The organism is Nocardioides sp. NPDC127503, assembly GCF_040302165.1.
Classification (GTDB): Bacteria; Actinomycetota; Actinomycetes; order Propionibacteriales; family Nocardioidaceae; genus Nocardioides.
In genome coordinates this window covers 178836-200712 of the sequence record NZ_JBEORH010000001.1, presented here as the reverse complement: position 1 = coordinate 200712, position 21877 = coordinate 178836, and the positions used below count along the sequence as shown (strand labels likewise).

The window sequence follows — 21877 nt, the reverse complement described above, 5'->3', positions numbered from 1 at the left end:
TGGGCGGTGCCTCAGGCGACCGCAGCCGAGGTGTCCAGCGGGCCGGGTGAGCGGCGCCTGGCCAGGTCGGCGGCCGGCTCGATGGTTCGGCGGCTGTTGCCGGTGATGGTGCCGGTGATGTGCTCCGCGTCGGCGGCGATGCCGAGGTAGCGCCCCGAGCCCCAGGTGTGCAGCCACGGCAGGCCGAGGAAGGAGAGCCCGGGGACCGCGGTCACGCCACGGGTGTGGGTCGGTCGTCCCGTGCCGTCGAAGACACCGACCCGGACCCAGCGGTAGTCGGGCCGGTAGCCGATCCCCCAGATCACCGTCGAGATCCCCGCCGCGGCGAGGTCGAGGGAGGTGGGATCCGACTCCGGCTCCCAGACCGGGCGATAGGGCTCCGCGGGTGGGACGTCCAGGCCACGAGAGGCGATGTGCGCGTCGATGTCGCGGCAGATCGAGCGGTAGACGTCGTCGGCGGAGCCGAGCGCATCCCGCAACGTCGGCTCGAGCACGAGATCGGTGCCGGCCCCGGAGGCGAGCCGGCCGTAGAGCCGCATGCCCTCGGCCGCGAACTGGCGCAGGTCGATGTCGCGTCCGCCGTCGCGGCCGGTGACGTAGTGGTTGGTCTTCTCCCGTGCGGCCAAGCCGCCCGGATAGCCGGTGACCGGGGTGTCGTAGAGCCCCATCTCGGCCAGCCAGGTCATGCAGTCGCGGCCGCGGTGGAACCGGGCGACCCGGGGCGCATCGCCGATCGCGAGATGCACCTGACGTCCCTCCAGGTGCAGGTCCTCGGCGATCTGCGCCCCGGACTGGCCCGAGCCGACCACCAGCACGCCGCCCGGGCGAAGCCCCGAGGCGCTCTTGTAGTCGGCCGAGTGCAGCTGGTCGATGGCGGGGTCGAGCGCGGGCGCCCAGGCCGGGATCACCGGTACGTGGTAGCCGCCGGTGGCGACCACGACGTGCTCGACCTCCCAGGCCTCGGCGCCCTCGGGACCCTCGGCCTCGACCAGGAACCCGCTTCCGGCGCGCTGGGTCAGCGAGGTCACCCGGGTGTGCTCGCGCAGCGGTGGGCCGAAGGTCGGCGCATACCCGGCGAGCCACGCCACCACCTCGTCGCGGGTCATGAAGCCATCCGGGTCGGGCCCGGCGTACTCGTAGCCGGGCAGACGGCAGTGCCAGTTGGGCGTCACGAGGGTGAAGTTGTCCCAGCGGGTGTCGGCCCACTCGTGGCCGGCCGTGCCCGCCTCGAGGACGACGTGGTCGACCCCGTCACGGACGAGGAACCAGCTCGCGGCCAGGCCGGCCTGCCCGCCGCCGACGATCGCGACGGTGGCGCGGTGGGTGGTCATCGGGTCTCCTGCGGGTTCGGGGTGAGCGGAAGGGGCGGGTGCATGGCGAGGACGGTGACGCGCTGGTCGGATGCGTACGTCGCGGCCGAGGCCCGCAGCTGGTCGGAGGTCGCCATCGCGCTGGTGCAGGCGAAGCCGAACTTCACCCGCACCCGCTCGGAGGCGGTGGCCAGGGCGGTGAGGCTGCGGTCGAGGAAGTCCTCGACGGCGTACGTCCGGCCGGTCACCAGATGGTCGTGCACCACCAGCGAGGGTGAGTAGCAGTCCTCGACCCTGCCATCCGGCCAGCGCACGGTGAAGGTCATCTCAGGCATGACCATCACCCACCTGGGAGAGCGGCTCGGCGGTCGCCAGCGTGGACGGGTACGCCTCGGGCCGGCGGTCACGGAGGTGGAACATCGCCCGCCGCGCCGTCGTCAGAGCGCTGGGTACGTCGAGCTCGGCCACGGCCATGCCGGCGTCGACGCCGGTGGTCGCCAGGATGTCGCCTCCCGGGCCGACCACCTTCGCGTTGGCGACGAAGCGGAGCTTGCCGAAGGTCCCGTGCTGGTTGGAGGCCAGCCAGACCACCTGGTTCTCGAGAGCCCGGGCGGCGTCGAAGAGGTTGAACCGCTTCGTCCACCGGTCGTCCTCGATCGAGGCGCTGGTGGCGGTGCGGGAGGCCGGCCAGGCGGAGATGCAGGCGATGATCTCGGCGCCGTCGACGGCCAGCGCCCGCGCTCCCTCGGGGAACGCCTTGTCGTAGCAGATCAAGGTGCCGATCCGGCCGGCTGGCGTGTCCACGCAGCCGAACCCGTCCCCGGCCGCGTAGTAGAGGTTCTCGCCGAGCGGCTGGTGCACCTTGCGGTGGGCGCCGAGCACGCCGTCGCCGGTGACGACGGCAGCGGTGTTGTAGCGGTCCGTGCCATCGGACTCGCACAACCCGACGACCACGGTCATGTCTCCCGCCAGCTCGGCGACCCGCCGGAGCTCTGGGCCGTCGATGTCCATCACCGGCGGGAGGTCCTCCGGCGTCTCGTCGTGGCTGCCGTCGCGACCGGCGCCGAGCACGGAGAGGTAGCCGCCGAGACAAGCCTCGGGGAGAGCGAGCAGGCCGACGCCGGCCCGGCGGGCGTCCTCGATGAGGCCGCCGATCTGGGCGAGGTTCTGGTCCACGTCGCGGCCGAAGCCGGCGCAGACGGCGGCCACGGCGGTGCCGCGCTGGGTGTTGGGCTTGGTGGTCATGAAGCGGGTCCTAGTCCGGTGACGGTGTGGTCGATGGCGTCGGTGACGGTGCCGTCCGGCCAGCGCAGGCCGACGCCCGTGCCGGGGACGAGCTCGCCGCAGACGGCTGAGGAGAGGAAGCCGGGCAGCTCGGGTTCGGTGCGGCCGGGCGTCTCCGCGGTGAGCATCGCGAAGCCCGGGAAGCAGGTGAGCCAGTCCGCGGTCGAGGCGGCGGGCGGAGTGGGGACGGCGCCGACATCGATGATCGCCCGGCAGCCGCTCGCCTCAGCCAGCATCCCCGCGGTGCCGACCACTCCGGCCATGCTGACGTCCTTGGCCGCCGTCGGCGCCAGCGAGGGCACGACTCCGGACAGTGCCCGCAGCTCCGCGGAGGTGCGGTGCGAGGACGAGTCCCATTGGCGGCCGCGGTAGCCGGGCCGCCATCCTCCGCCCAGGTCCGCGCTCAGCCGAAGGAGGTGGCCGGGTGCTCCCCCGCCGCCCGGGACCGGCCGCTCGGTGCGCCCCAGAGCGGTCACCGAGAGCGCGGCCGGGACGCCGAGCTGGGTGTGCCCACCGAGGACGGGTACGCCCCACGCCTGCGCGGCCTCGGCCAGGCCGCGCACGATCCGGCGGGCGAAGGAGGCGTCGCGAGCGCCGATGGCGTCGAGCAGCCCGACAGGCTCCGCGCCCATCGCGGAGAGGTCATTGACGTTGACGAGGACCGCGCACCACCCGGCCCACTCGGGGTCGCGCTCGACCATCGAGGGAAGGATCGCGTCGCAGGCCGCGACCAGGTCGGTGCCCGGGACCGGGGCCCCGTCGTCGCCCCGGAATCCCGGGGTCGACTGCCCCACCAGGGCACCGACCAGATCGCCCAGTGGCGACTTGGTGGCCTCGGACAGCTGCCGGATGCGCCGGACCGGCCACTCCATCACGACATGGGTCATGTCATGGAGGTGGATCCGCTCGCGCGGGATCCAGCCGAGCCTGCGGAACAGCGCTTCGTTCCGCGACTGGACGGTGGCGTCGAAGCGGAGCGCACCGGCCTGCTCGGCCGAGGCGCAGGCCGCCCGGACCAGCGCCGCACCGACACCGAGAAGCTGGCGTGCGTCCTGCTTGACCGCCAGCCGGCTCCCCCGCCACCAGCCCACGTCGCGAGCATCCGGCTGCGCCGGATGAAGGCGTACGCCGCCCAGGAGCTCGCGGTCGTCCGAGCGGGCGAGCAGGACGATCCGGCGGGGGTCGTCGTCGACGTCGTCGAGGTCGGAGCCCGGGAAGAGGCCCTGCTCGGTCACGAAGACCTCTCGGCGCAGCCGGAGGTACGCCTCCAGGTCGGCCGCGGTCTCGGCCCGGGCCACGGTGTAGCCCTCGAGGCTCGGGGAGCGGCGTACGGCACCAGCGAGGATGACGTCGTCGAGGAGCTCGGTCATGCCGACTCCTCACCACAGGCACCGAGCGCGGAGCAGGCACCGCACGACGCGCAGCCGGCAGCCTGGTCCGCACCGGCCATGCCGGCCCGGCGCAGCAGCGCGGCGACCCGGGACGTGACCCGGTAGACGTCGGCGTGCGGCGGCGCGTCGATGCCGTCGACGTCCTTGGCGAGGGTGCCCGCCAGCGGACGGTAGGGCACGACGAAGGGATAGACGCCCATGGCGATGAGCTCCTCGCAGCCGGCGACCAGCTCGTCGGGATCCTCGCCGAGACCGACCAGGAGGTAGGTCGAGACCTGGTTCCAGCCGAAGACCCGGACCGCCTCGGCCCAGGCTGCCCTGTATTCACTCATGGGCACCGATCCCTTGCCCGGCATCCAGCGAAGCCGCGCCGACTCGTCGAGGGACTCGACGTGGATCCCGATCGAGCGGGCACCGGCGTCGTACAGCTCCTGGATCGAGGCGAGGTCGCCAGGTGGCTCGCACTGCACCTGGATGGGGAGGTCGGGCACCGCCTCGCGCACCGCGCGTACGCAGCGCGCCAGATGGGTCGCCCCGCGGTCGCGGCCCCGGGAGGTGCCGGTGGTCATCACCATCTGGGTGACCCCGTCGAGCTCGAACGCCGCCTTGGCGACCTCGGCGAGCTGGGCGGGCTGCTTGACCGCGATCGTGGAGCCCTGGCGCAGCGACTCCTCGATCGCGCAGAACCGGCAGCGCTCCTCCACCGCGTAGCGCGCACAGGTCTGCACGACGGTGGTGGCGAGCACGTTGGCCGAGTGCAGGCGGGCGATCTTGTCGTATCCGACGCCGTCTGCGGTCTCCAGGTCGTAGAAGCGAGGCCGGGCGACGGCCTCGACCCCGAGACCGGTGTCGGCGCCATCGAGGAGCAGCTTGCCGCCGCGTACGGAATAGGGGCTGCGGGGGTTGAGCGGGATGGCCGCGCCGACCCCGTCCAGGAGGACGTGCCCGTCGTCGCTCGGCCCCGCGCCCGAGCGGCGGGCGACGGGCGCGTCGAGCAGGCGGATCCCCTGGATGGCGACGTCGACGCGGGTGCTGGACGAGATCGGCGAGGTCATGGCCGAGCCCTCAGAGGTTGTAGGTCGAGTTGATGATGGCGCCCTTGCGGGCGTAGTGGATCAGCGCGTCCTGGACGTCGAGCGGGTGCGAGGGCACGACGCCTTCGATCAGGTCCTCCTCGCGCAGGCCGTGCAGCGCCATCCCGAAGCGGCAGCAGAAGACGGTGCCGCCCTCCTTGATGAACGTCTCGATCGCGCCGTTGACGTTGGTCTCCCCCGGGAACGCGGCGTCGCCCATCGTCGGGAAGCCCCGCGAGGCCATGCACGCCAGCGTCCCGGGACCGTAGAAGTAGACGGCGGATTCGAAGCCCTTGCGCAGCGCCCGGGTCGCCTGCAGGACGGCGACGAAGCTGACGGAGGACTCGTGCGGGATGCCGTGGACGAGGGTGAAGTACGTCTCGCCGTCCTCGGCCTGGTAGTCGGGGAAGATCTTCGTCGAGCCGTAGATGTTGGTGCCCGGCTGCTGCGAGGGGTGCGGGATCTCGCCGAGCGACTTGGCCATGTTCTCGGCGATCTGGGCGTCGATGTCAGCGGTGTCAGTGGTCACTGGGGTCTCCAAAAGAGGTCGGATGGGCGATGCAGGGTGGGAGCGGACTCGTCGTCCTTGACGAGCGGCGGCAGTCGAGCTGCCGGTCTCAGCCGTAGAGGGCTGAGAAGTTGTGGTGGAAGAAGGCGTCGGCCAGCTCGCCGTCACCGGCCGCGGCAGCCAGCCGGGCGTGCTCGCCGGCGAAGTCGCCCCAAGGCGCGTCGGTGGCGAAGAGGATGCGGTCGTGCCCGACGCCGCGGCGCTCGATCTCCTGGACCAGCCAGGCCGGCGCGAAGCCGATCGCCCAGCTGGTGTCGGTGTAGACCTGCATCCCGGCCTCGATCCAGTCGAAGAGCCGGCCGCCGATGAGCTTCATGTGGCCGCTCATCCCGCCGCCGAGGTGCACGAGATGGAGACGTACGTCCCGGGCGTAGCGCTCCACGAGCGTGCCGATCTGGTCGACGTCGGAGGCCGCGCCGGGCGAGGTGTGCACGTGCACGGTCAGGTCGTGCTCACGGGCGGCGGCGAAGACCTTGTCGAGCTGCTCGAGGCACTCGGGGTCGGTGGGATGGCCGCCGAGGAGGAAGCTCGTCTTGAGGGCGGCCACGCCCTCTTCGCCGGCGAGGGCGAGGGCCGCGTCGTTGCGGGCCGAGTCGGCCGCCTTGGGCGAGACCCACAGGCCGCACCGGATCCGGTCGTCGCTCTGGGCGGCCTCGATCGCCAGCGAGTTGAGGGCGAAGGCGGCGTCCGGGTCGGGCACGCCGTAGTTCGGCAGCACCAGCGCCCGCTCGATCCGATCGGCGTCGAGGTCGGCGACCAGCTCCTTCACCGTGCCGCGTGCGGTGACGTCGGCGGTGATCGCCGGGCCTCCGTAGAACGGGTACGCCGGCAGCCGGCCGATGTGGCGGTGGGCGTCGCGGAGGGGCTTGGTCATGGCATCAAGCCTTCGGCCCAGCCGTTTCGGACTGGTTACGCCTGGAATACGGAACCCGTTTCGGTTCGTAAGTTCGAGGTAACCGCCTCACCCGAGTCAGGTGAGGCGGCCCCACGCCAGCGGCGCTGCGATGGTGCGGTGCTGACCTGGCTGCGCGAGCGCATCACTCTGCCTCGCCATCTCTTCGATCGGAGTACGGTCCGACGCGATGCGGCTGCCGGCGCCGTACTCGGCATCGAGTCCGTCCCGGACGGGCTCGCCAGCGGCCTCCTCGCCGGGGTGAACCCGGTCGCCGGGCTCTACGGCTACCTGTTCGGGCTCGCCGGCGGGGCACTGTTCACCGGGACCGCCGCGATGGCGATCCAGGGCACCGGGGCGATGGCGATCATCGTCGCCGACGTCGACCTCGATGCGTACGACGACCCGGTGCGAGCGCTCGCGACCCTGTCGATCCTCACCGGCGTGGTCATGATCGTCGCCGGCGCGCTCCGCCTGGGCAGGCTGCTGCGGTTCGTGTCCAAGTCGGTGATGACCGGGTTCATCTCCGCGGTCGGGATCAGCATCGTGCTCGGACAGCTCGACAACTTCACTGGCTACGACTCCCAGGGAAGCAACCGCGTCACCGCGGCGCTGGACCTGCTCCTGCACCTTCCCGGTGTCGACCTCGCGTCGCTGGTGGTCGGCCTGACCACAGTCGCCGGTATCCTCGTCCTGCAGCGCACCCGCCTGGGCGCCACCGGACTGGTGGTGGCCGTCGCCGTGGGCTCCGGGCTGGCTGCCGCGCTCAACGCGCTGGGCAGCGACACCGTGGCACTGGTCGCCGACGTCGCCGAGGTACCCGGCTCGTTGCCGCTCCCGGTGTTCCCCGACCTGTCGGCCACGATCGACCTCCTCCTCCCCGCCGCCGCGCTCGCGTTCGTCGGTCTGGTTCAGGGCGCCGGGGTCTCGGCGGGCTTCCCGAACCCGGACGGCACCACCAGTCCCTCGCGCGACTTCATCGGCCAGGGAGCGGGCAACATCGCCTCCGGCCTCTTCCGCGGCGTACCCGTGGGCGGGTCGATGTCGGCCACCTCGCTGGTCGTCAACGCAGGCGCCCGGAACCGGTTCTCGCTCCTGGTCGCGGCCGCCGTCATGGCCGCCGTCATCGTCCTCTTCGCCGGCGTCGTCGAGCACGTCGCCATGCCGGCCCTCGCCGGACTGCTGATCGTGGTCGGCGTCAGCACGGTCAAACCGGCCAAGCTGATCGCGGTCGCCAGGACCGGGCCGGTGCCGCTGACGGTGATGCTGACGACCCTGGTGCTCACCTTGCTGATGCCGTTGCAGTACGCGGTGCTGGTCGGTGTCGGGCTATCGGTACTGCTCTTCGTGATCGGCCAGTCTTCGCGGCTGGTGACGCGCCGGCTCGTGATGGGCGCGGACCAGCGGGTCATCGAGACCAACCCGCCGGGGAGCCTCGGCGAACGCGAGGTCGTGGTCCTCCAGCCGTACGGGCCGATCTTCTTCGCCACCGCCACCGCGCTGCGCTCGCAGATGCCGGACCTGACGCCGGCCTCACGCAGGTCTGTGGTGATCCTGCGGCTGCGTGGCGCGGACGATGCCGGCGCCACGCTGCTCGAGGTGCTGGGGACGTACGCCGCCGGGCTCGCCGACCTCGGCAGCAGGCTGGTGATCGTCACCGACAACGAGCGGCTGGTGCGCCAGCTCCAGACCGACGGCACGCTCGGTCCGGAAGGCTCCGTCTACCAGGGCACCGCCGTGATCTGGGAGGCCACCCGGGAGGCGTACGAGGACTCCGTCGCGTGGGTCGAGCAGGACGACGACGAGCCCACAGGCCATGCGCGACCAACCGCCGCGGGCGGCTATCGCGACCCGCACCGGGGCGACCTACCCCCTGACCAGATGGCCCTCTAGAGGCTGGGGACCGGCGTCGGGCTCACCTGAACCAGGCGAGGCCGAGATCACCAGGCTTGCGGAGGCTGACAGCACGCGCCAGATCCTGAGAGGGGCACACATCATGGAGTCCACCACCGAGCCTGCGAAGGTCACCCAGGCCTACCTGTACGGCTTTCCCCTGGTGTTCAACCTGGACCAGGTGACGCGCTATGTCACCGACGGGGTGGGGGCGAATCCGGCGGCACCGTTCAACACCTTCAGCCACGCCCGCAAGCTGGCTGGGCCGGAGGACACGTTCGTCACGATCAACAACGACACGATCTACTCGATGGCGCAGCTCGACCTGAGCGTCGGCCCGTTGGCGTTGCACGTGCCAGACGCAGAGGGTCGCTATTACGTGCTGCAGTTCGTCGACGCGTGGACCAACAACTTCGCCTACGTCGGGCACCGCGCCACCGGCACCGGCGAGGGCGACTTCCTCCTGGTGCCGCCCGGCTGGGAGGGAGATCGTCCCGACGGGCACACACTCATCCGGTTCCCGACCACGGTCGCCTCGATCGTGGGGCGCTGGTCAGTCGCCGGCGACGAGGACATCCCGGCCGTGCACGCCCTGCAGGACGCGACCACCCTCACCCCGGTCGACCCGGACGCGAAGGCGGTCGGTCTCGAAACGCCCGACCCCGCGGCGCCGGACGAGCTGATGTTCCTGGAGAAGCTGCGCGTCTGGTCGCAGCAGTTCCCGCCTGCCGCCCGGGACCTGCCGCTGCAGGAGAGCCTCGCCCCGCTCGGCACGGCTCAGGAGGGCCCATCGCCGTACCCGAACCTGTCGATGGAGGCGCGAGCGGACCTCGCGGCGGGCCTCGAAGAGGCCAAGGCGGCCCTGCACCAGGCGTTGGTCTCGGGCCATAGCCCGGAGGTGAACGGCTGGAAGCTGACCTTCCACGCGTTCGACTACAACCTGGACTTCTTCGAGGTCGGGGCGCTCGATGATGACCGGTTCAAGATAGCCGACCCGAAGCTGCGGATCATCGAGCGAGCCGCCGCGGCGATCGGCGGCTTGTGGGGCAACCACGCGTACGAGGCGGCCTACATCATGACCTATGTCGACGACCGCGGCGAGCAGCTCAACGGCGACCGCACCTACACCCTGCGCCTGCACCCGACCCCACCGGTACACGCCTTCTGGTCGCTCACGATGTACTCCGTTCCGGACTTCTACCTTGTCGAGAACCCGATTCAAAGGTTCTCGATCGGCGACCGCACGCCCGGCCTCGTCCTCGACGACGACGGGGCCCTGACCATCACCATCAGCCATGAGCGCCCTCCCGGGGAGAAGGAAGCCGCCAACTGGCTCCCCAGCCCGGCCGGCGACTTCCGTCCGGTCATGCGCATGTATGAACCCGACGCCGCTGTCCTCGACCAGAGCTACGAGTTCCCCGCCATCCACCGGACCTGACCCGCTGGTTCACCCCTTTCCGGCGATCACCGACACCTCCCGGGGCACGCACGCTGGGATCGTGACGACCTCGGAGGCCCCTCAGCACTCGCGTACGGACTGGCGCGAGCTGATCGCGATCCTGCTGCTGTCGGTGACGGCGATCCTGACCGCCTGGACCGGCTTCCAGGCCAGCAAGTGGAGCGGCGCCATGTCGATCTCGTTCTCGCAGGCGTCCACGAACCGGATCGAGGCCGCCCGGCTGGAGTCCACGGCCAACCGGAAGCTGTCGGTCCAGGTCTCCCTGTTCACGCAGTGGCTCCAGGCCTATCAGAGCGGCGACACCGAGCTCACCGAGTTCCTCCAGGCGCGGTTCCCGGAGCCGCTGGCGACCGTCTTCCCGGCATGGCTCGACACCCGGCCGTTGAAGGATCCCGACGCTCCGGCCACGCCGTTCGACATGGAGGAGTACGTCATCCCCGAGTCCGTGGACGCGAGAGCCGCGGACGCAACTGCCGACCGCAAGTTCCGCCAGGCGCTTCGCAACAACCAGCGCGGCGACAACTACACGGTGCTGACCATCGGCTTCGCCTCCGTGCTCTTCTTCGCGGCCCTCTCCGAGCGGATGCGCCGCCGCAGCGCTCAGTGGGCACTGCTCTGCATCGGCGGCGTCGGCTTCGTGCTCCTGGCGGTCGTGCTGATGACGTTCCCGAAGATGATCTGAGCCGGGTCACCTGAAATAGGTGATCCTTCTCAATCTTTCGCCATTTACTTTGAGAAGCATCGCGGGAAGTCCGGACAATCATGCCTGGCTCACCGACGGCGCGGTGCCGCTCATCAGCACACTCCCCCCAGCACGAGCGCACGACGCCGGCGTGGCATCTGAGCTCTGACTGAGGGGAGGGGTTGTGCAGCGCAGCAGGTCAGCGCCCGCTACAGACTCGACGACAGAAGGACCCGCACCGATGCCGCGCCGCGAGGCGCCGGTGGTGGTACCCACATCGAGGGCAGGTGACGACCCCGCCAGCGCCCCATGGCCTCGCCTCCCGAGGGTCTACGTGCCGCGCCGCTCCTTGTGGGCAGACCTCGACCGCTCTGCCGATGCCGCGATCACGCTGCTGATCGCGCCCGCCGGTGCCGGCAAGACCCTGGGGGTCGCCGGATGGCTTCGACAGCAGACCGGTGACGAACCCCCACGCGCACAGCGCTGGGTGGACGCCGACGAGTCGATGACCCCCGACCAGCTCTCCGACATGCTCGACGAGGCAGCAGGGGGCACTCCCCCGCGCATCGTCATCGACGACGCACACCTGCTGCGCGCCGCCACACACCGGATGCTCAACGAGAGGCTCAACGACGATCCCGACTCGATGCGGCTGGTGATGATCAGCCGGTGGGACCTGCCCTTCACCAGGCTCGTGCCGGAGCTTCTGGGCAACTTCTCGGTCGTACGAGGCAACGTGCTGCAGCTGACCGACGCCGAGGCCGAGGCGCTCATCGTCGAGCACGCCCGCACCCACTCCAGGCCCGTCATCGACGCCATCGTCCAGCAGGCCCGCGGCTGGTGTGCCGCGGTCGTTCTCGCAGCCCGGTCGGTCCACGCAAGCCCGCCAGGCAGGGCGGGCGAGGCCGCTTTCGAGGACGGAACCGTCGGCCTCGGTGACCGGGTGGCCAGCGAGGTGTTCGCGTCGCTGTCCGCACGCGCAAGACACCTGCTGCTGTGCACGTCCGCCGAGACCGTGGTGACCGCCAGGACCGCCGCCCATCTCTCTCAGGACCCGAGCGCCGGAGAGACGCTGGCCGATCTGGAGAGCACCGGGCTGCTGGTGACGCGCGCGGTCCCGCTCGTCCCCGACGCCGGGGGCGAGGAGGCCTACCGGATCCATCCGCTGCTCGCGGAGGTCGTACGCCGCCGGCTGGTCGCCGGCGGGGTCGACATCGCCCGGGCACGATCGACTGTGGTGCGTGCCGTCCGGATCGACCGGACGCGTGGCGAGGCGCGAGGCGCGCTGCGGCGGCTCGAGGCCGTCGGGGCCCATGAGGAGATGGCGGTCGTGCTCGCCGACGACGGCATCCGGGCCGTGATGCGGGGCAACGGCGACCGCCTCAGCACCTTTGCACGCAACCTCGCCGAGCACGTCGAAACCACCCCGAGAGCGTGGCTGGCCCTCGCGATCGAGGCCTGGCTCGACGGCGACGTACCCGAGGCCGAGCACTGGCTCGACCGGTGCCTGGCGGAGTCGGCGGCGATGTCGGAGGAGGAGCTCGCCTGCATCGGTCTGATGCGGGCCCGACTCGGCCTCGAGCCCCTCCGCCCGGCGGCGGACCGGGCGGCCGAGGTGGTCCGGGGCAGGCACGGCACCGGCGGCGAGGCGGACATCCTGCCGCAGCTGCTCACCGAGCTCGGCATCACCCAGAGCTGGCTCGGTCAGCTGCTGGAGGCGGAGCAGAGCCTCACCTCGGCCATCGGGCTGGCCCGCACCTGGGACATGCCGGCGGTCGGGGCCGATGCCTCCAGCCATCTGGCGATGACCGAGTACATGCTCGGTCGCGAGGCGGCCTGCGGAGAGATCGCGGATGAGGCCGCCACTCTGCTCGAGCGGGCCGGCCAAGGTCGGCAGCAGAGCCCTCGCAGCGACTTCACCCGCACCCGGACGGCGCTGGCCGCAGCCCTGGCGCGCACCGCACAGCTCCCCTGGCTCGAGCTGGCGCCCATCCCGGACGCAACGCTCCATCCCGCGGACCTGTGCACCCGGTTCTGGATGAGGATCCGGGAGGCACACATCACCCTGTCCGACCACTCGGTCGTACGCGCCCGCCAGATCCTCGGCGAGCCGTTGGACCTGCCCGGGGCCTTCCGGCTGCCGGACCACCTGCAGGTCGCGCTTCTGCTCAACCGCGCCGAGCTGGCCGCGCTGGCCACCGACCGTCGTTCGCTGAAGTCCGTGGAGGCCGAGCTCACCGAGCGCGGGATGAACGGCGAGGCCGCGCTGGTCAAGGCGCTGCGCGCCGACCTCGACGGAAACCGGCGACTCGCCGCGGACCACTTCGACACCGCCGCCCAGGAGACGACCTGGTCCCAGCCGATGACCCGAGGGATCGCGCTCGTCGGCCGCGCTGAGCTGCTTCACGAGCTGGGCGACACGGATGCGGCCGCCGAGCATCTCCAGCAGGTCGCCATCGAGACGGAGGTACGCCAGAACGCGATCCCGTTCCTCGGCTGGACACGACAGGGGACGCCCGTCCAGACCATGCTGGGCCGGTTCCCCGCGCTGCGGCCGCAGCGCTGGGTCGGCCGGATCTCGTCCGGCATCGCGGACATGCCGAGCCTGACGACGTACTTCGACCAGGGCACGCCTCGGCCGACCGAGACGGTCGACGAGTCGGCCGGGCCGCTCCCCGGCCTGAGCGCCCGGGAGCGCGACGTCCTTCGTGAGCTCGCCCGTGGATCGACGTACGCCGACATCAGCGCCGCGCTCTTCGTCTCCGAGAACACGGTGAAGACCCACGTCAGCAGTCTGTACGCCAAGCTCGGCGCCTCACGCCGCAGTCAGGCGCTGGCGGTGGCGCGGAGCCTGAACCTCATCTGAACCCGGCGGCCCGGCCGAGGCGATCGTGCTCGCTCTCGGCCGGGCCGTCGGATCCTCGTATCCCGGAGCCTCAGCTGTTGGCCTCGGCGCGGAGGCGGAAGGCCATCACGATGGCGATGAGGCCGACGGCGATCAGCCAGACGCAGGAGACCACCAGGAGCGCACCCAGGGACAGCTCCGGGTTGATGAGGAGCACAGCACCGGCGAGGACCGTGATGGCCCCGGCGGAGATGTCCCACATCCGGCGGCCCGGGTCCGGCCGGAGGACGGCGCCGATGATGTCGACGATGCCTCCGATGACCCACCAGGCTCCGAGCAGGAGGGTGACGATGAGCAGCGTCTGCACCGGGTCACGCAGGAACAGCAGGCCGACGATGATCGCCAGCGCACCCGAGAAGCCGACGACCGCTCGCAGGCCGCCGTCCATCGAGCGGCCGGCTATGGCGGCGATGAGGCGGAACACTCCCGACACGATGATCTGGATCGCCACGATCACCGCGAGAACGACGAGCGTCTGCTTCGGCCAGACCGCCAGGATGACGCCGAGCACCGTGGTGACCAGCCCGTACGCCAGGACCAGGCCCCAATAGTCCCCGAGCCCCTCGAACACGGACCCGGAGCCCACGCGACGCTCCGGAGCCGGCGCGGCCGCGCCCGGATCCGGCTCGGCACCCGAGCCCCGTACGGGGCTCGGGTGGTCGGAGCTGGGGATGTCGGAGCTAGCCATGTCAGAGCTCGGCACGGCTCGACATCAGCTGTGCGAGCGACCAGATGACGAAGATGTAGAGCGCCAGCATCGCGAGCGCCCACCACGGGTAGTAGGGCATGAACGCGAACGCGGAGACCGAGCCGATGACCGCGATCGCGATGCCGGAGATGCGTGCCCAGGTCTGTCCGAGGAGCAAGCCGATGCCGACGGCTATCGCGATCGCCCCGAGGACGATGTGGATCCAGCCCCAGGCGGTGAGATCGAACTTGTAGACGTAGTCGACGCCCTTGACGTAGACCGTGTCCTCGAACAAGGCAGCGATGCCGGAGAGGATCTGGAAGATGCCTACTGTCGTGAGGATGGTGCCTGCGAAGATCGCGCCGGAGAAGGCGAAGGCGGTCTTGACCGGAGTGTCGTAGCCTCCGCCTCGTGGTGTGGTGGTGCTCATGATGGGGTACTCCCTGTGGTCGTAGCGGTTTCTCGTCGACCGCTTCAGTGGACGAGAAGTTAGGCCGCTTCAGCGCCGGCAGGCTCACCCGCAACGGGCGATCCTCCGGCACCGAAGACGTCGCGCAGCGCTGCTTCCTGGCCATCGGTCAGGTCGGTGAAGATCGGGTCGGAGGGCAGGCGCCCTCCGAGCGCGTCCAGGACCGCGTCGACGACACTGTCCGTGGTCAGCACGAACAGTGCCGAGGTCCCCGGGGTGACGCGGTCACGGACCCTGTTGATGAAGCCGTCGTCGATCCCGACGCCGCTCAGTGCTCCTGAGGACAGCCCGGTGGCGGTGCCCAGGGCCGCGCCGAGCAGCGGCACGAAGAAGATGTAGCCGAGCAGGAGCCCCCAGAAGGACTCGCCCAGCTCTCCCTCGTCCCCGTCCGCGGCTGGGTGCAGCTCGCTCGTCAGCTTCGTGGTGCTCGACGGCCAGGAGAGCGCCGCGGCGTCGTGGAGGTCGATGAGGCCCTCGCGGGCAAACTCCTCCAGCGCGTGCATGGTCTCCTCGGCGCCGTCAGGAGTGTCGAACTTCCACACGGTCAGAGTTCCGGTCGTCATGTCCTCCCCCGCTCCTGTTATCCGTCAGCTGAGCAGTCGCTGCTTGGCGGCTGCGAACTCCTCGTCGCTGAGCACGCCCTGGCTGTGCAGCTCACCCAGCTTGGCGAGCTGCCCGGTCAGATCGCTCTGCTCCGGAGCCGCCGGAGCAGGCGGCGGAGCAGGCGGCGGTGCGGGCGGCTGGGCGGGCGGCTGGGCCGCGGCGTACTGCTGTTGCTCGTACGCCTGTGCCTCGGCCTGCTCCTGGGCCTTGGCCGCCTGCCGGCGGTTGACGGCGTTCGACGTGGCGGTGGCGGTGCCGGCGATGACTGCCGTACGTGCGGCGGCGCCGATGAGGCCGGGCCGGCCGGCGCGTCTGCGCAACATAGCGTGTCTCCTCTCTAGCGGGTGGCGGATGCGAAGGCGACGTCGACGTCCTCGGGCGGCACGCGCAAGAACAGCTCGACCTCGGCACCGACGCTCCGGATGCGTCCGACGGCCTCCCGGGCCCAGACCTGTTCGTAGACGACCGCGAGGCCGGCCTGGCCGGGCTCGAGGGCGGTGGCGAACAGCTCGATGTCGGTGTCGCTCAGCAGGTCGTTGGCGTCGATCTGAAGGCCCTCCAGCTCGACGGGCAGACCCTCCGCCTCCTCCAGGTCAAGGGCCCGGAAACTACCGTCGGCGTACTTGGCCATCAGCACGCAGTCGATGATCCGGATCACTCCGCTCTCGACCGGTTGCCGCAGCACCGCCGCGAGGTCGCCGAGCTCGACGTCCTCCGACATTGAAAGGAACAGGATCTCGACCGGGCCGCGTTCCATCGTGCCTCCCACGTATCACGCGCCTGCCGGGCGGCAGGACGATTCTGACGCTAGGACGCGATGGGCTCGTGCTGCTCACCCGCATCGGGTGACCTTCCGGGTCACTCGGTCCGGTCGGCGGGTGGCTCCCGGGACGCCACCACCGCGGCGTGCGTGGACTCCCCCAGGATCTGGGTGGCTGGCTCGATGTGGACCCCGCTGAGCCGTTCGAGCGTGCCGTCCGCCGACCAGCGCTCGACCAGGTCCGGGTCGACGCCGGACAGGTAGAGGCGGGCGTCGGCTGCCTGCAGATCCCGGGCGTAGTCTCCGACGACCTTCAGGAACGTGGCGCCCAGCGTCGTACGCCCCCGCAGCCGCAGCACCACCGCGGTGGCAGGCTCCTCGCCCTGGTCCGGCGCTGCCTCTTCGGGAGGGAACGGCAGCCGACGCTGCAGCGTCCTCGCCCCGGCATAGAACAACGAGCCGTACGCCTCGAGCACGACCAGCTCGCCACGCGTCAGCGTCCGCGGCACCGGGCTCTCGATGAAGCGCCCCTCCGGGTTTCGCTCGATGCGTACCAGCCTGAGGTCCAGGGAGTCCTGCCGCAGCTGCAGCAGGAGCGAGGCGACCACCCCGATGCCGACCGCCTGCGCGACCGGCAGCAGGAGGACGGCGACGAAGGTCGCCGTCATCGCGACGGCGGGGATGACGCCGGTCCGCGCGACGGCCACCACCTCGCGGGGATGGATGGACGTCGCCCCGGCGTAGATGAGCACCGCGGCGAGGGTCGGCATCGCGACCTCGCCGACGATCCCCGAGAGCAGCACGAGGATCACCGCCATCCAGATGCCCGCCCAGATCGCGCCCCACCGGGAGACGGCGCCCGCCGTCGCGTTGAGGGCCGTCTGGCCCACGGACCCGCCGACCGGCTGGCCGCCGAAGAACCCCGAGGCGACGTTGGCGAGACCCTGGGCGGTGAAGTCCCGGCGCATCGAGGACCTGCTGCCGTCGAGGTTCGGGACGGCCTCCGCGACACCTGCTCCTTGGATGAGCACGAGCGCCGCGATGGCGATCCCACCGGTCACCATGTCCATGTCGAGCAGGCTCAGGTCGGGCAGGTGCGGGAGGGGCAGGCCCTGCGGGATCTTGCCGCTGTCCTTGACCCTGACGACGTCGGCCCCTGTCACCAGGACGGCGACGGTCGGTAGGACGAGCGCGACCAGCGACGAGGCCACCGCCAGTCTGGTGGGAGCCAGCACCAGCAGCAGGAACAGCGCCCCCAGCCCGGTAGCGACGGTGGGCAGACTGCTCTCGTCGAGCCGGGTGAGGAGATCCCACGCCTTGGCCGCGGCGAAGGGCCCCTCGGCGTCGACGCCGGCGATGTCCGGGAGCTGGCCGAGCACGATGTTGACCGAGACGCCGGTGAGGAAGCCGAGCATCACCGAGTACGAGACGAACCTGATGTAGCGGCTCAGCCGGAACAACGCGGCGAGCAGCATCACCCCGCCCGCGACGATCGTCAGCAGCAGCATCGCCGCCGACCGGTCGTCGGAGTCGTGGCCGGCCAGGACCGAGCCGGCGGCCAGCGCCGAGGCGCCGGTGGTCGTGACCACCATCATCCGGGTCGAGGAGCTCAGACCGCCTGCGATGGGGCCGGCGAAGGAGGCGTAGAGCCCGTGGGTCGGGTTGACCCCGGCGAGCACGCTCGACGCCATCCCGTCCGGCACGCTCGCGATGGCCCCGGGAAGCCCGGCGACGAGGTCGCGACGCCAATGGCGCTTCTTCGGGGTGATCTCTTGGACCTCTCTCCGCAGCACCCGTTCCGCACGTGCCTGGGTGCGACGCAGCGACCCTGCGTAGAGCCTGCGCAGCGGCGTACGGCCGTCCGGGTCGGGATCCATGTCGCCCTTGGCCACCGGCGCTCCAATCCAGGGAGGAGGAAGGCGTACGGACGTCGGGCCCACGCCGTCAACGCATCCTGCTCTGGGACGGGTGAGCGGAGGCTCACCCCTTCCGGGCGATCCCGGAGCGGGCCCGGCATAGCAGCCTCACCGAACGTGGCCAGACTCCTCGCTCCGTCGTTCAGCGGCTACTCGCCGTCCTGGATCAGGTCCGACGTGCTCGCCGGACTCACCGTGTGGGCCGTGCTCGTACCGGAGTCGTTGGCGTACGCCACCATCGCCGGCGTGCCGCCGGTCGTCGGCCTCTACGCGGCCGTTCCCGCCTTGGTCCTCTACAGCCTGCTCGGCTCCTCGCGTCACCTGATCGTCGCGCCGATGTCGGCGACCGCGGCTCTCTCGGCCGGGATCGTCGGGTCCTTCGCCTCCGGTGGCGCCGACGTCGTCGCGCTCACCGTCGGCCTGGCCATCGCGACGGGCATCGTCGCGCTCATCGCCGGCCTGCTGCGCCTGGGCTTCCTGGCCGCCTTCATCAGCGAGCCGGTCCTGCGAGGCTTCATCATCGGGCTCGCGCTGACGATCATCATCGGACAGCTGCCGCCGCTGGTCGGCGTGGAGAAGGGCTCGGGCAACTTCTTCGAGAAGGCGTGGGACCTGCTGCGCCAGCTCGGCGACGTCGATGCCCTGACCATCGCGATCGGGGCGGGCAGCCTCGCCGTCCTGCTCGTGCTCCGGCGGCTGGTGCCGCTCCTTCCCGCCTCACTGTTCGTGGCCCTGTTCTGCATCGGGCTCACCGCCCTGCTCGGCCTCGATGAGCACGGACTCGCCATCGTGGGCCACATCGACGCCGGCCTGCCCACCATCGGGCTCCCGGACGTGTCGGGTCCCGAGTTCCGCGACCTCATCGCCGCCGCAGTCGGTGTGATGCTCGTCGGATTCGCCGAGGGCCTCGGCGCCGCCAAGACGTACGCCGCCAAGAGCGGCTACGACATCGACCCGAACCGTGAGCTGCTCGGGTTGGGCGTCTCCAACCTGGGTGCCGGCCTGGCCAGCGGCATGGTGGTCAACGGCTCACTGTCCAAGACCGCCGTCAACGGCTCGGCCGGTGCGAAGTCGCAGCTCTCGGCGGTGACCGCCGCCGTGCTCACGCTGCTCACCCTGCTGTTCATGACCAAGCTCTTCGCCGACCTCCCCGAGGCCACGCTCGCGGCGATCGTGATCGCCGCGGTGATCGAGCTCGTCGACATCTCTGCGCTGCGGCGGCTGTGGCGCGTCCGGACCGGACAGGTCACCAAGCTCTACCAGCTCGGCGCCCGCGCCGACTTCGTGGCCGCGGTCGCAGCGCTGATCGGCGTGCTCGTCTTCGACACCCTGCCCGGTCTGGTGATCGGTATCGCCGCCTCGGTCGTCCTGCTCATCGCGCGGACGTCGCGGCCACACATCGCGCCGCTGGCCCCTGTCGAGGGGACCGATGACGGCAGTGCGTCCGCGCACCCGGGGCTGTGGGTCGACCAGAGCCGAAACCCGGCGTACGCAGGGATCCCGGGTGTCCTGGTGGTCAGGGTCGAGGCGCCTCTCCTGTTCGTCAACGCCGACTTCGTACGCGAGCGGATCCGCGAGCTCGCCATGGACGTGCCAGACCTTCGGCTGGTCGTGATCGACGGCCGGGCGACACCGTCGATCGACGTCACCGCCACCGAGATGCTGACCCAGCTGCGTACCGATCTGCAGCGCCTCGGCGTCGACCTGGCGCTCGCCGGAGACGTGGGCCAGGTCCGCGACGTCCTGACGAAGGCCGCTGAGGAGGGCGAGCCGCCGGTCTATCCGACCGTCGAGGCGGCCCTCGCAGCGGCGAGTGATGAGGCGGCTACTGAAGAGCCGCCGTCAGGCGCATGACGTTGTCGACGTACGCCGCCCCGCGCCCGCGCCGCGACCACTCCTCGACGCTCAGCTCGCTCGACCGCTGCCGGTAGTCGCCGAGCACGCCCTGCAGGTCCTCGACCACCTGCTCGCTCTCGAGCAGCACGATGACCTCGTAGTTGAGCGCGAAGGAGCGGTAGTCCATGTTCGAGGAACCGACGACCGCGATCGTGTCGTCGACAGTGAAGAACTTGGTGTGGAGGACGTACGGCGACGGGTAGAGCCGAATCCGGACACCGGCGTCGAGGAGCTCGGCGTAGTAGGAGCGCTGCGCATGGAAGACCATGAACTGGTCGGCGCCCTCGTTCACGAACAGCTCGACCTCGACACCCCGCTGGGCGGCGGACGTGACGGCGTAGAGAAGCGACTCGTCCGGCACGAAGTAGGGGCTGACCAGGCAGATCCGCGACTGCGCGCCGTAGATCAGCGTGTTGAACAGGCGCAGATTGTTCTCGGTCACGAAGCCGGGACCGCTCGGTACGACCTGGCACGCGACCCCCTCGGCGGCCCGTTCGCTGCGCTCGCCCTCCAAGGGTGCTCGCGGAGCGAGCAGGTCCCGGATGTTCTCGGCGGTCTCGGCGTACCAGTCGGTCGCGAAGACGATCGCCAGGTCCCGCACCGCCGGGCCCTCGACCCGGACCATCAGGTCGACCCACTCGCGCCCGGCCTTGTGGTTCTTGGGCTTGTCGTAGCCGGGCTCGATGAGGTTCTGCGAGCCCGCGAACGCGACCACCCCGTCGACGACGAGGATCTTGCGGTGGTTGCGCAGGTCCGGGCGGCGGAGCTCGCCGCGCAGCGGCCGGACCGGCAGCATCGGTGCCCACTTGATGCCGGAACCCTCGAGCCGCGACAGCATGTCCTGGTGGCCGGGGATGCCGCGCGAACCGAGGTGGTCGAAGAGGAAGCGCACCTCCACGCCGCGGTCGACCGCCTCGACGAGCGCATCGAAGAAGTCACTGGTGACGTCGTCCCAGGCGGAGATGTAGAACTCGACGTGCACGAACGATCGCGCCAGGCGTACGTCCGCCGTCATCGCTGCGATCGTCTCCGCGTACTCAGGGTGCACCTCGATCCGGTTGTCGCCGGTCAGCGGCAAGGATCCCAGGCGCTCGTTCAGCCGGACGGCTCCCGCAGTCGGGCCCGCGGGAGCCGTCAGGGCCGCGGGGTCGTACCTGAGCTCGGCGCTGATCCGCTCGTTGACCTCTCGCTGCCACTCCCGGCGCTTGCGGCCGACGCTGGTGCTCCCGAAGAGCAGGAAGGCGAGCAGGCCGAACGCCGGCACCGCCAGGATGAGGACCAGCCAGGCCAGGCCCACCGACGGCTTCCGGCCGCCGGGGATCACGCCCAACGCCACCACACAGACGGTGATGTGCGCGACGACGAGAGCTGCGCTGACGAGGCTCGCGATCCAGGTCGAGTTGTCCATCAGAAAGACCCCACTCCGTCGCCGACCATCTTTACCCCGAGCACGGTGAGGAGAATCGTCATGATGACCGCGTTGTTGGCGATCATCCAGGCCTTGATTCCCTCGAGCAGCCGGGCCGCACTCTCACCCGCCAACAGGTAGATGCCGAGCGGCACGAGCACACCCAGGCTCGCCACGACGGTGAACACGGCTACCGCGATGATCTGCTCGTTCGTCTCCGATGTCGCCGTCGCGATCGTGGCGCCCGCCGAGACCACGAGCAGCAGGTTCTTCGGGTTGACCGATCCCAGGAGTACGCCGACACCGAACGCCTTGAACGCGTTGAAGGCGTCGATCGACGCCATCCACTTCGGGACGGGCGCGGTCTCCCCCTCGGCCGGCCGCCCCTGCCAGCTGCGTACGGCGAGCAGGAGGAGCAGCGCTCCGAGAACGAGCTTCAGCAGGGCTGCCCAGAGCGGCGGGTCCTCGCCCCCGGAACCGGCACCGTCGGCGAGCAGCGCGACCAGCGACCCGAGCACGAAGATGCCGACGAGCCACCCGAGCACGAAGGCGATGCCGTTCGAGCCGGCGCGCCGGCTGACCAGCATGAGAACGAGCGCGACGATCGGGAGGGGGCTGACGAGCACACCCACCGCGATCGGTAGCGACTGGCCGATTGCTTCCTCCATGGCCCGACCTCA

General features: G+C 70.7%; 20 protein-coding genes. 5 read left to right on the top strand and 15 right to left on the bottom strand.

Annotated elements, in window-relative coordinates:
* Window positions 1-11: 11 nt before the first annotated feature.
* The 7 genes from ABTW65_RS00970 to ABTW65_RS00940 form a co-directional block, all read right to left on the bottom strand.
* Window positions 12-1331 carry an MSMEG_0569 family flavin-dependent oxidoreductase gene (locus ABTW65_RS00970; RefSeq protein WP_350657904.1) on the bottom strand — a complete coding sequence of 440 codons (1320 nt, stop codon included), beginning with the start codon at window positions 1329-1331 and terminating at the stop codon, window positions 12-14.
* Complete coding sequence (locus tag ABTW65_RS00965; protein WP_350657903.1) at window positions 1328-1645, bottom strand: MSMEG_0570 family nitrogen starvation response protein; 318 nt, start codon at window positions 1643-1645, stop codon at window positions 1328-1330. Before ABTW65_RS00965 ends, ABTW65_RS00970 begins: the two co-directional genes overlap by 4 nt.
* On the bottom strand, window positions 1638-2555 hold the full coding sequence (locus ABTW65_RS00960; protein WP_350657902.1) for a carbon-nitrogen hydrolase family protein: 918 nt from the start codon (window positions 2553-2555) through the stop codon (window positions 1638-1640). Before ABTW65_RS00960 ends, ABTW65_RS00965 begins: the two co-directional genes overlap by 8 nt.
* Entirely contained in the window at window positions 2552-3964 is a 1413-nt protein-coding gene (locus ABTW65_RS00955) for an MSMEG_0567/sll0787 family protein (protein ID WP_350657901.1), read from the bottom strand. The genes ABTW65_RS00960 and ABTW65_RS00955 overlap by 4 nt, the downstream gene beginning before the upstream one ends.
* Complete coding sequence (locus ABTW65_RS00950) at window positions 3961-5040, bottom strand: MSMEG_0568 family radical SAM protein (protein ID WP_350657900.1); 1080 nt, start codon at window positions 5038-5040, stop codon at window positions 3961-3963. The genes ABTW65_RS00955 and ABTW65_RS00950 overlap by 4 nt, the downstream gene beginning before the upstream one ends.
* A gap of 10 nt (window positions 5041-5050) precedes the next feature.
* Window positions 5051-5587 carry an MSMEG_0572/Sll0783 family nitrogen starvation response protein gene (locus tag ABTW65_RS00945; protein ID WP_350657899.1) on the bottom strand — a complete coding sequence of 179 codons (537 nt, stop codon included), beginning with the start codon at window positions 5585-5587 and terminating at the stop codon, window positions 5051-5053.
* A gap of 88 nt (window positions 5588-5675) precedes the next feature.
* A complete protein-coding gene (locus ABTW65_RS00940) occupies window positions 5676-6500 on the bottom strand; it encodes an amidohydrolase family protein (protein WP_350657898.1) in 825 nt (274 codons plus the stop codon).
* A 138-nt stretch (window positions 6501-6638) separates the two neighbouring features.
* On the opposite strand from ABTW65_RS00940, the gene ABTW65_RS00935 reads away from it, so the two are divergent.
* The 4 genes from ABTW65_RS00935 (at window position 6639) to ABTW65_RS00920 (ending at window position 13418) form a co-directional block, all read left to right on the top strand.
* Window positions 6639-8411: a SulP family inorganic anion transporter gene (locus tag ABTW65_RS00935; protein ID WP_350657897.1), complete on the top strand. Its 1773-nt coding sequence runs from the start codon at window positions 6639-6641 to the stop codon at window positions 8409-8411.
* Window positions 8412-8514: 103 nt separating this feature from the next.
* The gene (locus tag ABTW65_RS00930; RefSeq protein WP_350657896.1) at window positions 8515-9849 is read left to right on the top strand and encodes a DUF1254 domain-containing protein; all 1335 of its coding nucleotides are present in this window, start codon (window positions 8515-8517) and stop codon (window positions 9847-9849) included.
* Window positions 9850-9910: 61 nt separating this feature from the next.
* The gene (locus ABTW65_RS00925; RefSeq protein WP_350657895.1) at window positions 9911-10552 is read left to right on the top strand and encodes a hypothetical protein; all 642 of its coding nucleotides are present in this window, start codon (window positions 9911-9913) and stop codon (window positions 10550-10552) included.
* Between the two features lie 334 nt (window positions 10553-10886).
* On the top strand, window positions 10887-13418 hold the full coding sequence (locus ABTW65_RS00920) for a LuxR C-terminal-related transcriptional regulator (RefSeq protein ID WP_350657894.1): 2532 nt from the start codon (window positions 10887-10889) through the stop codon (window positions 13416-13418).
* A gap of 70 nt (window positions 13419-13488) precedes the next feature.
* Here the strand turns inward: ABTW65_RS00920 and ABTW65_RS00915 are convergent, their stop codons facing one another.
* The 6 genes from ABTW65_RS00915 to ABTW65_RS00890 all read right to left on the bottom strand — a co-directional run bounded on the left by ABTW65_RS00915 (window position 13489) and on the right by ABTW65_RS00890 (window position 17917).
* Window positions 13489-14145, bottom strand: a complete 657-nt coding sequence (locus ABTW65_RS00915) for an HdeD family acid-resistance protein (RefSeq protein WP_350657893.1) — start codon at window positions 14143-14145, stop codon at window positions 13489-13491.
* A gap of 1 nt (window position 14146) precedes the next feature.
* Window positions 14147-14575, bottom strand: coding sequence for a DUF7144 family membrane protein (locus ABTW65_RS00910; protein WP_350657892.1), 429 nt, complete (start codon window positions 14573-14575; stop codon window positions 14147-14149).
* A 59-nt stretch (window positions 14576-14634) separates the two neighbouring features.
* Entirely contained in the window at window positions 14635-15177 is a 543-nt protein-coding gene (locus tag ABTW65_RS00905; protein WP_350657891.1) for a DUF1269 domain-containing protein, read from the bottom strand.
* A 24-nt stretch (window positions 15178-15201) separates the two neighbouring features.
* Window positions 15202-15540, bottom strand: a complete 339-nt coding sequence (locus tag ABTW65_RS00900) for an SHOCT domain-containing protein (RefSeq protein ID WP_350657890.1) — start codon at window positions 15538-15540, stop codon at window positions 15202-15204.
* A gap of 14 nt (window positions 15541-15554) precedes the next feature.
* Window positions 15555-15974, bottom strand: coding sequence for a DUF6325 family protein (locus ABTW65_RS00895; protein WP_350657889.1), 420 nt, complete (start codon window positions 15972-15974; stop codon window positions 15555-15557).
* Window positions 15975-16075: 101 nt separating this feature from the next.
* Entirely contained in the window at window positions 16076-17917 is a 1842-nt protein-coding gene (locus tag ABTW65_RS00890; RefSeq protein WP_350657887.1) for a SulP family inorganic anion transporter, read from the bottom strand.
* 93 nt (window positions 17918-18010) lie between these two features.
* Between ABTW65_RS00890 and ABTW65_RS00885 the strand changes: the two genes are divergently transcribed.
* Window positions 18011-19747 carry a SulP family inorganic anion transporter gene (locus tag ABTW65_RS00885; RefSeq protein WP_350657886.1) on the top strand — a complete coding sequence of 579 codons (1737 nt, stop codon included), beginning with the start codon at window positions 18011-18013 and terminating at the stop codon, window positions 19745-19747.
* On the opposite strand, the gene cls is transcribed toward ABTW65_RS00885, so the two are convergent.
* Entirely contained in the window at window positions 19719-21197 is a 1479-nt protein-coding gene (cls, locus tag ABTW65_RS00880; RefSeq protein WP_350657885.1) for a cardiolipin synthase, read from the bottom strand. The two genes, ABTW65_RS00885 and cls, sit on opposite strands and share 29 nt — an antisense overlap.
* Window positions 21197-21865 carry a GAP family protein gene (locus ABTW65_RS00875; protein ID WP_350657884.1) on the bottom strand — a complete coding sequence of 223 codons (669 nt, stop codon included), beginning with the start codon at window positions 21863-21865 and terminating at the stop codon, window positions 21197-21199. The genes cls and ABTW65_RS00875 overlap by 1 nt, the downstream gene beginning before the upstream one ends.
* Window positions 21866-21877: the final 12 nt, after the last annotated feature.